The organism is Pseudomonas sp. Z1-29, assembly GCF_051131995.1.
Lineage (GTDB): Bacteria > Pseudomonadota > Gammaproteobacteria > Pseudomonadales > Pseudomonadaceae > Aquipseudomonas.
Genome location: NZ_CP071645.1, coordinates 5,936,167 through 5,951,087, shown reverse-complemented (window position 1 = coordinate 5,951,087; position 14,921 = coordinate 5,936,167). Strand labels below are relative to the sequence as shown.

Here is a 14,921-nt window from a genome sequence, read left to right as displayed (position 1 = left end):
GTAATCACTTGTAAATTAAAAGATTGAAGGTGGCATTGTGCAGTGCGCCTTTGCCGCCTAGCGGTACGCCAGGCTTGCCTTTGGTATCAACCTTGAACGATCCCTTCGTGCCGGCGGACGGTTTGATCGTGCCCCCACCCAGATGTTGCGTAGTGTTGGCCGGCTTGGTCATGTCAAAGACTTTTGAATCGGTCTGGTTGGGGGTCAGTTTCCCGGTGCCGTGCTTGACTTCAAATACGTGCAGTTTTCCACGTTGGTCTCTGGCGACAAAGTCGGCGCGAATACGTTTACCGTTGACCTTCATGGTGACTTCCTCCGCGACGATCTTGAACTTGTTGCGTTTGAGATCGTTGATCGCCTTGGTTCGGCCTTTATTGCCACTGACTGCGCTTCGGCAAGCCCATCCCCATGGATCGATCCAGGTCAGGGGGTTTGGTGCATATTGGTAGAGGTTCAATCCTCCCAGCCACCCGATCGGATCCGGCGTGGTAAACCGCCCTATATCCGGATCATAAAACCTGAACGTATTGAAATGCAGCCCGGTTTCCCGGTCCAGGTACTGCCCCTGGAACCGCAGGTTCTGCTCTTCGATGTAATACGGTTCGCGAACCTCCTCAAGCGTGTTGCCCCACACCCGATACGTGGCCTGCCAGACGGAGTGCCCATCGGCTTCGGTAAGTTGTTCCGGCAAGCCGTTGAGGTCGTTGTGGTAGTAGCGGATCTTTTGCAGCGGGCCGCTGCCGTCGACGCGGGCCAGCGGCTCGTAGCCGTCGTCTTCGTAAAGATAGAGGCTGGTTTGCTGGTGGCGATGTTCCTGCAGCAGGCGCAGCCCGTCCCAGGTGAAGCGGGTTTCGCCCAGCGGGTAGCCGTGGCTGTCGTGCTCGGCTTTTTCGATGCGCCGGCCCAGCGGGTCGTAAGTCATCCTGACTACGCTGCCGTTGTCGTTGCGCACTTCGATCAAACGGCTTTCGGCATCGTAGGCGAAGCGTTGCAGGCCGCGGGTGGCGCTGCGTTTCTCGATCAGCCGGCCGAAAGCGTCGTAGCGGTAGCGCTTGTCCTGATAGGTCAGCAGCTTGTTGTGCACCACCAGTCCGGCGCCGGGCGCCGGGCCGTCCAGCAGGTTGGCGGCGGCGTCGTAGGCAAAGGTCTCGCGCTGGCCGTGCAGGCTGTCCTGGCTGGCGATGATGCGACCGGTGGCGTCGTAGTGCAGCAACTGGCGCTGCTGAGTGGCGGGTTGCTGGTCGAGCTTGCCAATCAGGTTGTCGGCGGGGTCGTATTCAAAGTGTTTCTGCACCGCCGCCGGCAGCAGCGCGGGCTGACTGCTGTGGCGACGTTGACGGGCGCGCAGGCGGCCGCTGCGGTCGTATTCGCTGCGGGTGCTGATTTGCCCTTGGGTGCGCAGCACCTCGCGATGCAGGCGATCGCGTTCGAAATCGCTGATGACCTGGCCGTCGAGGTTGATCTGGTGCAGGTGACCGCTGCCGTAGTACAGCCGATTGACCCAGCGGCCATCGGGCAGTTGGCTCTGGATCAGGTTGCCCAGTTCATCGTAGTGGTGCCGGAGGCTGCCGGCGGCGCTGTTTTCGGCGAGCAGCTGGCCGAGGGCATCGTAGGCGAAACTCAGGGACTGCGCGGCGCCTTGCAGGTCAGTGAAGGTAACGGCGGTGAGCTGGTCCAGCGGATCATAGGTATATTCGGTGCGGCCATCATCGGTGACTTTGGCGATCAACCGGCCCGCGGCGTCGCGTTCCAGACGGTGGACGACAGGCGCCGGTGATGTTTCGGGAACCTGCGCCAGGCCGCTGCCGTGAGCCGCCGGAACAGCCGTCACCCGCGCAACGTTGTCCAGCCGGTCATAAGCGTAGCGCTTGGCGCTGCCATCCAGGTCCTGCTGTTCGACCAGCCGATCCGCGGCATCCCAGGCGAACCGATAGCTTTCGCCGTTCTCGTTGATCAGCGCTTGCAGCCGGCCGAAGCTGTCGTAGGCAAACTGCACCTGCCGGCCCTGGGCGTCGATGCGTTGGCGCACCTGGCCGCGGCGGTTGTGCTGGTAATGCGTGGTGTGCCCGGCCGGGTCGGTGTGGCCGGTGAGCTGGCCGGCGCTGTCGCGCTGGTAGTGCTCGGTGCGACCATCCGGCAGTTTGCTGCCGAGCAGGCGCCCTTGGGCGTCGTAACTGAATCGGGTGCGCTCGCCGAGGGCGTCGGTGAGGGTTTGCAGATAGCCGCGCGGGTCATAACTGAAACGCGTCGGGTAGCCCGAGCAGTCGATGTGTTCCACCAGCTGCCCGAACGGGTTCCAGCGCAGCTTCTTGCTCTTGCCGGTGGCGTCGATGATTTCCACCACCTGGCCGTGGGTGTCGTAACGGTAGCGGGTGACCTGGCCCAGCGGGTCGGTTTCGGCGACGCAGTTGCCGCGCTGATCGTAGCGGTATTTCCAGCTGTTGCCGGCGGCATCGGTATCCACCAGTGGCAGCGCCCAATGCTCGAGCCAGAGGGTAGACTCGCTGCGGCCCAGCGGGTCGGTTTCGCCGATCAGGTTGCCGGCCTCGTCGTAACTGAAATGGTACTGGCCGCCTTGCGGGTCGGTGGCGCTGAGCAACTGGCGTTCGTCGTTCCACTCGAACGACCAGGTCTGGCCGAGATTGTCGGCGAACCGGGTGATCTGGTGCTGGCTGTTCCAATGCCGGATGCTGATGCGTTGCAGGCTGTCGGTGATACGCGTTATGCCGGCCGTGAGGTCGTAGTCGAACTGGTAGGCGTCGCCTTCGTCAGTCCAGTGGCGGACCACGCGCCACTCCTGGTTTTCGATCAAGGCCCATTCGTAGAAGCAGCGCAGGCCGGCAGGCAGTTGATGTTCGACCATCCGCTGCCCGGCGTCGTAGCTGAACCGCCGCTGCACCTGGCCGCCAGCGTCGCGCACTGCGGTGAGATTGCCCGCCGCATCGTAGGCGTAGCTGACCAGCACTTCGCGCTGTTGGTCGGGGTAGAGGCGTTCGACCCGACTGACGCGTTCGTTTTCACGAGTCAGCTCGATCTGGAGCAAATCAAACGTATCGCGCAGCCGCACCAGGCGGCCAGCTTCGTCATAGTCGAGATGGATGCGATTGTCGTTGCGGTCACCCAACTGGCTCAAGCGCAGCCGCGATGAGTTTCCAGGCGTCGGTTCGAACAAACGGTACAAGCCGTCGTCGCTTTCGATCAGCAGTTGTCCGCTCACATGGCGCCGCACTGCGAGGCCTTCGCCGGGGCTGAACACCGCGCCGCCCAACGGGATCGAGCCCATGTCGATGGGGCGGGCCTGTTCGTCGGTATACAGCAGGGTCTCGCCGCCGTCGGGGTGGGGCAGGATGTCGACCTGAACCTCGTAGGAAACGCTCCAGCCGGCGCCGAACAATCCGTCGCGGCGTTCGTCACGGCTGTTGTAGAAACGCTGCCAGTCAATCGGCAGGATGCCAGGCAACACGAAGTCCAGTTCTGCATCGCCGCCCAGCACCTTGGCCCCCGTGGCAGCATGCACCGGGTTCGACGAGCCCATGGCGGCGTTGGCCGCGGCATTGGCCGCGCTGCTCGCGGCCATGGACACCGCGCCGCCCACCAGCATGCAGGGCAACTTGCTGAAGAACTTGCCCTTGCCGCCCTTGAGCATCAGCAGTGCCGTGACCGCCAGCCCCACGCCCGGCGTCTTGCCGCTGCGGATCTCGCGCACCACCACCGAGCCACCACCAATGGTGACGTTGGGCGAAATCAGCCCGGACGACACGACCTTGGCATCGCAAGTACTACGGTCGCCACTGCGCACGGCGGGCTGGCCGTTGATGGTGACCTTGTCCGAGCCCTCGGCCATGAACTGCGGTGGCATTGGCGGGTGCTTGGTACACAGCACCAGGTCTTCCGGCTTGGGCACCGCGCCCGGCGCGGGCGTGGCGACGGTGGGGCGCCACATCTGCGAAAAGAAAGCCCCGGCCATGTCCAGGTAGCTGGGCTCTTCTTCAGGCTCAGGGGCTTCGAGCTCCGTACCGGCGGCGGCAACGTGAGACTCGATTGCCCCGGCCGCACGGGCCGCGCGAATGTTGTTAGTGAAGGTATCGTCGGAGCCGGTGAGGATGTTGGCCTGCACCGTGGGCGGGAAAAGGGCGTTGCCGATGCCCTCGCATATATTGCTCAGGCCCTTGTCGGCTCCGGTCTTGCTCATCGCCAGGCCAACCACGGTGCCCACCACCAGACCGAGCACGAAGCAACCCAGCCCGCCGGTAACCACGGTAATGCCCGTGGCCGCGACCACCGCGGCGGTCGCCAGGGCGGTGATCGCAATGTTCGCCGCCACCTCCAGTACGCCGCCAAGTATGTCGGCCATCATTGAGGTGTGGTCCAGCGCGTCGCCCAGGCGGGCGGCCCAGAGCGCATCAGACATGCCGCGGGCTCATGCGCGCGGAGCGTTCGACAGCTATGGTTTCAAGCGATATGAAGCCTTCCATTGCGCCCCTTCCCTGTGGGTGATGGCTCGCTGACCAAGGCTACGCCAAGGCGTCTGATCAGCTTCGATTTCATGAGGCAATCGGCGGGTCGTATGTTAACCACGGCAGGCGCTTCCTGTCGCTTTCGCCAAGGACTTTTTTGTCAAATGATCGCATCGATATCCAGCGTAGAAGGCTTACCGATGACGTACCCATGAGCACCATGGACCAGCTCGATATCGGTGCCGGCCGCAGGCGCCATGGCCAGTTGTTCAGCCACGCGATTTTCCGGATGGGCCTGCCAGCGGGTCAGGTGTTGCGCCAGTTGCTCAGGGTATTTGGACAGGCTGCCGTAAACGTCTTGGTCGCTGACCAACGTCGTGTGCAGCCCTCTCAGGCGAGCCCGTGTGGCGTGCACCTTGTCAACCTCACGGGCGAGGGCATCAATGATCGGTTGGTGGGTGCGCTCGTAGCCATCTGGACGCCCGATCAACTGTCTGCTTTCGTTACGCAACTGCCGAGTGATCTGTTCCAGCGCATTTTCGATGCATTCGTACTCACGCTGTGTCACCAGAGGGCTCTTCGACTCCAAAGCTTCCTGCCAGCGGCGCAGGGTTGCCCAGCACGCAGGAAGATAGCTGGAGGTCATGAGGTGGTTACCGGCCTGAAAGAGCTGGGCGGTGAACTTCGCCCGGTCCGGCAGGCCACGTCTCTGCTCCAAGGCCAGCTCGCAAGCGGCATGTTGCGTGAGGGTGTCGCAGCCTGGCGTCCAGAGGATCGTCGACCGCTCCTGACGACCGAACTCCACGGGCAGGAAATGGCGCAAGGTGCCGTGGTGTTCATAGGACTCCCCCGTCCAGTTGTAGATGCCAGCCACGAACACTGAGAAGCCGGCCGGCACGTTGGCGAACATCAGCGCGAAACCCGTGCCATAGACACTCGCCTTGGTGTCCATCCAACTGCCCGGTACGCTGGGTATCGGGTCGTTGTGATTGACCATGCGGTAATGCACCAGGGGGGCGGCATTTTCGACGAAGACGGCGTCGGCGGCGCGAGGGGCACCGTAGGTGTAGAGTTGGATGTCGTAGCTGAATCCTTCCCTCAGACGTAGCATTTCTGCGAGCAGCAATGCCACGGCGCCGCCCAGGCTATGGCCACAGATCAGCAGTTTCTGACCGGCATGAAACCTTTCCAGGTAATCAATTACGAAGGCAGCAGCTTTTTTGGCTGCTCCGTAAAACCCCTGGTGCACCTTACCGCCACCTTCCTCAAAGGGAACCTGGAGCGCGTCGGCGTCACGCAGGCCATCGGCAAGCATCTGCGCTGTGCCGCGCACTGCGATCAGAATTATTTCGTCGTTGTGAGTGATGAAAGCTTGGGTATCGGTGCTTTCTTCTTTTGCAGTGTCATCGAGAAAATGGACCTTGGCGGGATGCTCCTGCTTCACACCCAGTTCCGGATTGTTCATAGGGTACAGAGCAGGGTCGAACGGGACGATTTCCAGTCGCTTGGAGTAGGGCACATCCTCATACAAGGGGTAATGGTGTTTTACCTGTCCCGGGTCAACCTTCCAAAGCTCCTCGGACTTGGCCAAGGCATCGCCGAACCAGTTGCCCACGCTCGGTTGCTTGGGGAAACTCACCGATAAGTGTATTGGAGCCTCGCCGGGCTTCTGGCCGAAGGGGCAGTAACTCAAGGTCGCCATGAGCGCCAACTGGTACAGGTTGAGCGCGCAGAATTGCGGAGTGATGGACAGCATGGGCCGCAAGGCCCGCAGCGGGCGCACTTCCAACACGGTATGCAGTTGAGGCATCAACGCTACGCCAGTCTCGCCAAACTTTCCCATGAGCCGTGCCGGCCCTTGGTTGGTTGGGTAATGTCGGTACACCCGCGGCGGCAGATGGGCGACATGCTTGACTAGGTCGCGCACCTCCACCTGGAAGAACTGACCGGCGCAGGCTTGGGCGGGGTTCTCTCGGGTGCTGGTGGCGTTGTCGTTCAGGTAGGGGGTTTGTTCGGCGCGAACTTGGAGTTCGGTGATTTTGAGCGGGTAGCTATCTCTGCTCTGGAGCTCTATGTATAACCGTTCCTGGCCCTGATATTCCTGATCCAAGGTCAAGGCGATCGGCCCGGCGAAATGATTGCTGACCTTGCCCCTTCCCGTGGCATCGAGATCGCCGCGGTACGTTTGCCCTTCCGAGTCGGTGACAACATAGGCCAGCCATGCGTAAGGCTCGCCAGAACCCAATTCATCCACCAATTGAAAGCTGGTCCATTTACCGCCCGCAGGGCAGTCGAGCATGCGACTCCTAAGGCGTGACTCCGAAGCCGTTTTCGACAACATCATGCGTAAACTTCCTTATTCGGTACAACTTGGGTAAATGGTGCATGGCTCGCCGTCCGGCATATGAAAACCACTGAAATCCTTGTAATTGCCGAGACAAAAAGCGTATCGATCTTCGAAATTGTCTCCCATGCAGCGTTTCCAGCCATTGGCGAACTTGACCCATGTGTCCTTCATGTAAGGTCTTTCCTCGTCTGCCATCTTGATCTTCATCCTCACCGTTTTCCCCGGCAGTTGATCAAGCGTGAACGCCGAAAAAGGCCGACCGTTTCCAACGTCGCCCTTTGGGTTGGTTTTTTTGCAATCGAGGATTTTTACGATGCGTCGTTTGGCCCCCGAGGTGCGGAACAGCCACTGGCATTGGCCGTGGAAGATGCTCTCCCCCGTCTTGCTGAAGGTGCCCTTGTATTGCTCCTCCAGCTCATCACGTATAACCACGTTGGCAGTATCTCGACTGGAATCGAGCCAATGCGGGCCGTAGATAGAGCTAATTTCAAGCTCGATACGACTGATCACCAGCGGACAGCCGCTGCGAGTTCTACGGATAAGAATTTCGGCAATGGGTTTGTCCTTGCTCTTGAACACCGGTGCCTTGTTGTATTTTTTCTCGACGGTGCAGGTTTCCCCAGGAGCGGGGACGTAATACACCGCCGCCTCATAGGCAAAGCCAGGCGGCAAATCACCCGTAAAAGTAAATGTGTCTGGTTGTCTGTCGGCACATCCCGCAGTGATTGCCATGCAGCAGCCCAGGCATGTGCCCCGTAAGACCCGTGTCATGGCGATGCTTCTCCTTGCCAGAAGTCCACCATCAACCGCACCCGTTCAAAATGCTCCTCAGGGCTCTCGCCTTGGCGTGCTTGCCACTGCGTCGGCGTCCGTGTTGGCGTTTGCAGGCGCTGGGCCAGGAAAAAAGCCAGTTGTTCGGGCGCCAACCAGTTCCATGCTTCGGCCTGGTCGAGGGTGGCATGCAACCAGGCGTCCGGGTCCTCGTGTTCGGCGAGCTTCGCGTAGGCGTCCAGGTGCTCGGCCAATAAAAAGCGTCGGGCATTGATCCGGCGCGTTGCTCGTGCTTGCTGTTCGGGTATGGGGACTTGCAACCAAAGCAGCACCTCTGGCACCGGATGTGTCCCGGGGGAGGGATTGTCGATGTGTTCCCAGCGGTCACCTTGCCAATAGCACACGCTATTGGCCGGACCGAGATAGGCGGCATGCGCTTCGACTGGCAGATACGCAAGCGCCCGGGCCAATACCCGGTTGTCGTGGAAGCGATACACCGCTTGATGAGGACGCTCCCCAACAATCAATCGTTCGCGCCAGTGCCCGACTAACTGGGGGAGGTGGCCCTTGGGGAGGCTGGCGAGCCAACCCCAATGACTGTCCGGTCGATTGAGCAACTCCTGGAGATTTTTATCGTTGGGGTTATCGAAGGTGAAGACAAACGGCCCGACCTCGCTGAGATCGGCAATCAGGGTTTTGCTGTAGACGCTCAGATATTGATCGGGTCGACTGTTCTTGATCAGGGCCTGGAGCATCGGTTGTTCGCCGTCCGCATCCAGGATCACACACAGGGCATGGCCGAGGCGGAGGTGTTCAAGCAGCCACTGCCGAGGTTGGGTATCGTTCATGCGGCTATGGGCTCCATCGGGCATGCGCCCTCGCGGCAGGCTTCGCAAAGGGGGCAGAAATCCGCTCCGGCGACCTTGCTGGTTGTCATCAGGGCGCGTTGGGTGGGCGCAAGCGTGGGCGGCAGGTTGAGCAGCGTAGCCAACGGGTCGATCGACCCTGGATCGAATGCTGCGGCACGTGCACCGGGAAGCGGGGCGCCACCCAATTGGATTGCGCTACTGCTGAAAATGCCGCCATGGCCGATCACGATATGCTCGCCTCCGGCACTCAGGCTGAGCGTCGCTCCCGCTTCCAGGACCAGATGAGCACCGGCTTTTATATGCACCTGCTGGCCGGCCTCGACGACCAGCGCCTGGTCCGCGTGGGTATGGCGATTGGCAACGTGCAGGTAGTCGTTGGCTTTTACCTGGACCGTGCGATCGGCAGCGATGGTCCGGTGTTCACTGGCTTGCAGCACCGTGGTGCTGTTGCCCTTGATGTTTTCTCGACGTTCATTGCCGATCTCCAGTCGGCTGTCATGCTCGATCTTCTGCTCCATGTCGCGCTGGGCTCGGAGGTAAATCAGCTCCTGCCCCGCGCGGTCTTCCAGCTGTAGCTCATTGAAACCTCGGCCACCCGGTGAGCTGCGGGAACGAAACACCGTTCGGGTCTTTTGTGCGGGCAACTGATAGGGCGCGGCGTTGCTGCTGTTGACCAGGCAACCGCTGATCAGAGGTTTGTCTGGATCGCCTTCCAGGAAGGTCACCAGTACTTCCATGCCTACCCTGGGGATGGTGACTGCGCCGAAGCCGTTCCCGGCCCAATTGGACGCCACCCGCAGCCAGCAGCTGCTGTTTTCACTGGTATCGCCGGCGCGATCCCAGAAGAACCTGACCTTGACCCGGCCGTACGCGTCGCAATGGATTTCTTCGCCTTGCGGACCGGTAACGATAGCCGTCTGGCTTCCGGACATTCGCGGTTTTTCATGAGCCCGTGGTGAGCGAAAAATCGAATCCCACGGCGTGGCGACAAAGCTGTTCCGGTAGCCTTCGCTCTCAGGGCGTCCGATGTCGTCGTCCAGGCCTTCCTCCAGCACTTGCGACTGGCTGCCTTCATGATGCAACTCGGTCAACAGCCACAAGTCGTTCAACTCCGGGCGCGGGTGCTCACTTAACATCAGGAAATGGCCGGACACCAATTCTGGCTGATCACTTGTACCCTCGGCCCTGCGATAGTCGGCGCGATGGCTTTCAAAGGCCCGCCGGGTCAATCGCTTCCCATGCTCCTGTTGGATGAAACCCCCGGGGTAGTCATAAGCCTCCAGGTCCGGTCGGATTTTGTTGATCGCTGGCTGGTAGTCCTGTTCGAGGGTGAACGTTGATTTCTCAAAATCATAATCACGACGAGTAACCCTGCTGGCCCGGGTTTCCAGCCGCACATCGAAACGTTGTACAACCGGCTCCTCGCCCAGCAGGCCGTTGCCTTGTTTATAAGCCGTGGGACGATCAAGCCTCTGGAATACGGTCTGGTCATCGCCAAACACCAGGTGATGGCCCGACTTACTATGCTGGAAATGGTAGTGCAGGCCTTCTTCCTGACACAGGCGCGCGATGAAAGCCAAGTCCGATTCGTGGTACTGGACACAGTAGTCACGCGGTGAATAGCTCGTACCCAGTCGGAAGCTATAGGCGTCAGCCAGTATTCCATATTCCTTGAGAATTGAAGAAATGATCTCGGGAACAGTGATTTGCTGAAAGATGCGTTGATTGGTGCGGTACTGCAAATAAGCCAGCCTGGGCGTCAGTTGCACGTTGTAATGAGCCAGGCGTTTTGCGGAGTCGCGTTGAGTTACACGGTGGATCTGTCCATGGACGCCACAGTCCTTTGCGTTAAACCCAAGAAACGCCTGCTTGTGCAAGAGTTTGTCGAGGTCCAGATTCTTTCGTTCGCTGACCAGTTCTATATCGAACAGATAAGGGGTACTGATTGCTTCGCGACCTTCGAATTTCAGTACCTGAAGATCACGCCCGAAGTCCTCGATATCAAGGTGAAACGTTGGAAACGCGTGATGAGTGGGCATGCTCCGTTCCTTCGCAATGGGCTGGCTTCCCTTCATTGAAGCAAGCCAGAGGACTACCGCACTCCATTACGATGAAAAAAGACGGGTATGTAAGAATTTTCTAAATTAAGCGTAGGTAGAAATCATTCGTCTCAATTCTGCTTCGAATGGGTATGTTAAAAGTTAGAAAAAAATAGTAGGGCTCTAGGGGTTGTAGTTTGAGTGCTAAAGATTTCTTTGATTAATACCGTATTTAGAGAAGTTTCCTACATCTTTTATTTTTAGAACCTTGGCATGCTTCGCGTCGAACGGATAGCGGTGCATGAGCCAAATCCGCTTGCATAAGTTATCGCTGATGAAAAAATTCTGACGGTTACGTCAAAACTAGTGTTGATGGCTTGCCGCGGATTAATAAAGCTGAGCAAATTTTGAAGGCATACATGTCTTACTCTGAAAAACTCTCTGCCCATTATCTGGTCCTTGCCAGTTGTCCCGTTTCCAGCGAAAACTTCGCGGGGGTAGATGTGCGTTTTTCAGATGAATATGAAGTTTTGGAACGCGAGCTCGGCAAAGCCCAGTCGATGCATGAGAACGGCCAGATCGACTGGCTGAAGGTCCTTGAAAAAAGTGAAGCCCTGCTGCGTACCCAGTCAAAAGATTTGCGAGTGGCCGCCTGGCTGACCTGGGCGTTGTACCAGCGTGAGTCGTTCCAAGGGTTGCTAGCCGGCCTCGGGCTTTTGCGACACCTGTGCAAGAACCATTGGCTTGAGCTCCACCCGGTCAAGACCCGAACCCGTGCCGCCAGTTTTCATTGGTTGGTGCCTCGCCTGGAGCAGGCGTTAAGTGAAGATGTCGCGATAGGCAAGCAACTGCCGTTGTTCCGTCATCTGGCAGAACAACTTGAAGACCTTGATGCCGTCTTCACCACTCATCTCGGCAATGACGCGCCTTTGGTATTGCCGCTGTGCCGACGTCTCAAGGGCATGATCCAGCGTGTGACCAGTGGCCAGCCGCAGCCTGGATCTGTCGGGACGATGGTGGCTCAAGTAAAGCAAGCCGCTACCCAACTGCTCGCTTCCGGTGCTCCGATCGAAAACGAAAGGGATGCCCACAGGGTGTTGCGGGCTCAGCAGGAGAGCGCTCGTACGTTATGCGCCTGGTGGCTCAAGCAAAAAGTGACGGATGCGCGCGCGCTGCGCCTCAACCGCACCTTGCTCTGGTTAGGCATCGACGCGGTGCCGGAGCGCAATGCCGAACAGGTTACCCAGCTACGCAGGCTTCCGGTGGATAAGCTCAAGGCTTATCAGGACAGACGCGAGCGGGGCGAGTACGCGGACCTGCTGGTAGAGATCGAGACCAGCCTGACAAAGGCGCCGTTCTGGTTCGACGGTCAGCGGCTCGCATGGGAGTGTCTTCAAGAGTTGAATGCCGAATCGGCCATGCGCGAGGTAGAGGTCCATTTCGCACTATTCATCCATCGCCTTCCGGGCGTCGTCGAGCTGCGCTGGCACGACGGCGAGCCGTTCGCCGACCCGGCCACCCGGGCCTGGATCGCTGCGCAGGTCATGCCTCGCCTGGAACGCCCCAACACTGCGCCACGAGTCGAGACCATCGATAACCAGGCGCCTTGGGAGCTGGCCCTGGAAGAAGCCGGATCAATACTGACCGTAGACGGCCTCAAGCCTGCCGTTCAGTTTCTCAGGCAAGGGATGCAAACCGCTGAGGGTGCGCGGGCGCTTTTCCTTTGGCGATTCTCATTGGCTCGCTTGTGCTTCTCGGCCAAGAAATACGAGCTTGCCAAGGTCCAGCTCGAAGCGCTGAACCAGGCGTTGCAAGACGCGGGCTTGAATGCCTGGGAGCCCGATCTCGAGCTACAGGTCCTGCATCTGCTGCATCACTGCTGTGAGTTATTGCCCCAGAACCACCTCGTTCGCGAGCGCAAGGATGAAACCTACCGCAGGTTGTGTCATCTCGACCTGGAACGGGTCATCGAATAGGCCTGCAGGCCTCTAATCGCAAGGAGAATAGTCATGGCCAAAGAAGGCTCTGTCGCCCCCAAGGAACGCATCAACGTCACCTTCAAGCCTGCTATCGGAGGGGGCCAGGAAGAGATCGAACTGCCCCTCAAACTGTTGGCAATCGGTGACTACATCCATCGCAAGGACGAACGCAAGATCGAGGACCGCAAACCGATCAGCATCGACAGGATGACCTTCGACGAAGTATTGGCCAAGCAAGAGCTGAGCCTGCTCCTGAGCGTACCGAACCGCCTCCAGCAAGAGAGCGATACCGACGAGCTCGCCGTACAACTGCGCTTGCGTTCGATGAAGGATTTCAACCCGGCGAACCTGGTCGACCAAGTGCCTGAACTCAAGAAGTTGATGGAGCTGCGAGATGCGCTGGTGGCGCTCAAAGGGCCGTTGGGCAACGCACCGGCGTTTCGCAAGGCCATAGAAGGCGTGCTTGCCGACGATACATCTCGCAGTCGCGTGCTGGACGAACTGGGCCTGGTTGCCTCAGCCCCGGACGTTTGATTCTCTCTCAGCCAAGGAAGTCGCCATATGAATAATCACGCAGCGCAGCACCGAGATAGCGGCGAGTACAGCATTCTCGAAAGCATCATCGCTCAAACGCGCCTGACGCCTGAAGACGACGCCTATGACATTGCCAAGCGAGGCGTGTCGGCATTCATCGAAGAGCTTCTCAAGCCGCAGAACAGTGGCGAGCCAGTCAAGAAGGCCATGGTTGACCGCATGATCGCCGAGATCGACTCCAAGCTCAGCCGCCAGGTGGACGAGATCCTTCATCACGCCGACTTCCAGGCATTGGAATCGGCGTGGCGTGGCCTGCAGCTATTGGTTGATCGCACGGATTTTCGCGAGAACATCAAGATTGAGATGCTCAATATTTCCAAAGACGATTTGCTGGATGATTTCGAAGACTCGCCGGAAGTCATGCAGTCGGGTTTGTACAAACACATCTACACCGCCGAATACGGTCAGTTCGGCGGCCAGCCGGTCGGGGCGATCATCGCGAACTATTTCCTGTCTCCCGGATCCCCCGATGTGAAGCTGATGCAGTACGTAGCCAGCGTGGCGTGCATGTCCCATGCGCCCTTCATCGCTGCGGCCGGTCCAGGATTTTTTGGTCTGGAAAGCTTCACTGGCCTGCCAGACCTCAAGGATCTCAAAGGGCATTTTGAAGGTCCGCAATTCGCCAAATGGCAAAGTTTTCGTCAATCGGAAGACGCACGTTATATAGGTCTTACCGTGCCGCGGTTCCTTTTGCGTACACCCTATGATCCGCAGGAAAACCCGGTCAAATCGTTCGTCTACAAGGAAACCGTTGCCAATGACCATGAGCATTATTTGTGGGGCAATACGGCGTACGCATTCGGCACTCGGCTCACCGATAGCTTTGCCAGGTTCCGCTGGTGCCCGAACATCGTCGGCCCCCAGAGCGGCGGCGCGGTTGAAGATCTGCCATTGCACCACTTTGAAAGCATGGGCGAGATCGAAACCAAGATCCCGACCGAAGTGCTGGTCTCCGACCGTCGCGAATACGAGCTGGCCGAAGAAGGCTTCATCTCACTGACCATGCGTAAAGGTAGTGATAACGCTGCGTTCTTCTCCGCCAGTTCCGTGCAGAAACCGAAATTCTTTGGCATCAGTGCCGAAGGCAAGGCGAGCGAGTTGAACTACAAGCTCGGTACGCAACTGCCTTACATGATGATCGTCAACCGCCTGGCTCATTACTTGAAGGTGCTGCAGCGTGAGCAGCTCGGCTCGTGGAAAGAACGCACCGACCTTGAGCTGGAGCTGAACAAGTGGATCCGCCAATACGTCGCCGACCAGGAGAACCCGAGCTCCGAAGTCCGTGGCCGGCGGCCGTTGCGTGCGGCCCAGGTCATCGTTACAGACGTGGAGGGTGAGCCGGGCTGGTATCGCGTCAGCCTGAATGTCCGCCCACACTTCAAGTACATGGGCGCCGATTTCACCCTGTCGCTGGTCGGCAAGCTGGACAAAGAGTAAACGGAGCTCGCGCCATGACTGGATACGGCAGCCTTTTCGAACGCTTGAATGGCGATACCGAAGCACGCTCGGGATTGAGTCGCGATGCCTGCGCCGGAGCGTCCGTGGCTGCCCATCTGGCAAAAATGCTTTGCACCCGAGCGGGCAGCGCACAAACCGCAGCCGATTACGGATTGCCCGACCTCAACGATATGCGGCTGAGTTTGCACGACGCCCGTGGTCAGGCCTGTCGTGCGATCCAGGCCTCTATCGAGGCTTACGAGCCGCGCCTGAGGAATGTCTGTGTCGTTTCAGCGCCCAATGACGCCGACCAGCTCCGCCTGTCTTTTCGCATTGACGCCTTTCTGGAAGTGGAAGGCTTCAGGGGAGCGGTGAATTTCTCCGCATGCCTGGACGGCAATGGCCAGATCAAGGTCATTCAAGGATAG

The 14,921-nt window shown here is 59.1% G+C and carries 9 protein-coding genes; 4 read left to right on the top strand and 5 right to left on the bottom strand.

Annotated elements, in window-relative coordinates; all coding sequences use genetic code 11:
• Nucleotides 1-4: 4 nt before the first annotated feature.
• From J3P84_RS26980 to J3P84_RS26960, 5 genes are all read right to left on the bottom strand, one after another.
• Nucleotides 5-4,411: an RHS repeat-associated core domain-containing protein gene (locus J3P84_RS26980; protein WP_434626759.1), complete on the bottom strand. Its 4,407-nt coding sequence runs from the start codon at nt 4,409-4,411 to the stop codon at nt 5-7.
• A gap of 206 nt (nt 4,412-4,617) precedes the next feature.
• The gene (locus tag J3P84_RS26975) at nt 4,618-6,756 is read right to left on the bottom strand and encodes a lipase family protein (protein WP_434626757.1); all 2,139 of its coding nucleotides are present in this window, start codon (nt 6,754-6,756) and stop codon (nt 4,618-4,620) included.
• A 57-nt stretch (nt 6,757-6,813) separates the two neighbouring features.
• Nucleotides 6,814-7,536, bottom strand: coding sequence for a hypothetical protein (locus J3P84_RS26970; protein ID WP_434626755.1), 723 nt, complete (start codon nt 7,534-7,536; stop codon nt 6,814-6,816).
• 35 nt (nt 7,537-7,571) lie between these two features.
• The gene (locus J3P84_RS26965; RefSeq protein ID WP_434626753.1) at nt 7,572-8,423 is read right to left on the bottom strand and encodes a DUF4123 domain-containing protein; all 852 of its coding nucleotides are present in this window, start codon (nt 8,421-8,423) and stop codon (nt 7,572-7,574) included.
• Nucleotides 8,420-10,483: a type VI secretion system tip protein VgrG gene (locus tag J3P84_RS26960; RefSeq protein WP_434626751.1), complete on the bottom strand. Its 2,064-nt coding sequence runs from the start codon at nt 10,481-10,483 to the stop codon at nt 8,420-8,422. The genes J3P84_RS26965 and J3P84_RS26960 overlap by 4 nt, the downstream gene beginning before the upstream one ends.
• 419 nt (nt 10,484-10,902) lie before the next feature.
• Here J3P84_RS26960 and tssA point away from each other — a divergent pair, with 419 nt between their 5' ends.
• Genes tssA through tssE form a run of 4 tightly spaced genes read left to right on the top strand, consistent with a single transcriptional unit; the run spans nt 10,903 to nt 14,921 of the window.
• Nucleotides 10,903-12,459, top strand: a complete 1,557-nt coding sequence (gene tssA / locus J3P84_RS26955) for a type VI secretion system protein TssA (RefSeq protein ID WP_434631558.1) — start codon at nt 10,903-10,905, stop codon at nt 12,457-12,459.
• Nucleotides 12,460-12,492: 33 nt separating this feature from the next.
• The gene (gene tssB, locus J3P84_RS26950) at nt 12,493-12,996 is read left to right on the top strand and encodes a type VI secretion system contractile sheath small subunit (RefSeq protein ID WP_434626749.1); all 504 of its coding nucleotides are present in this window, start codon (nt 12,493-12,495) and stop codon (nt 12,994-12,996) included.
• A gap of 27 nt (nt 12,997-13,023) precedes the next feature.
• Nucleotides 13,024-14,493, top strand: a complete 1,470-nt coding sequence (tssC, locus tag J3P84_RS26945) for a type VI secretion system contractile sheath large subunit (RefSeq protein WP_434626747.1) — start codon at nt 13,024-13,026, stop codon at nt 14,491-14,493.
• A 14-nt stretch (nt 14,494-14,507) separates the two neighbouring features.
• Entirely contained in the window at nt 14,508-14,921 is a 414-nt protein-coding gene (tssE, locus tag J3P84_RS26940) for a type VI secretion system baseplate subunit TssE (protein WP_434626745.1), read from the top strand.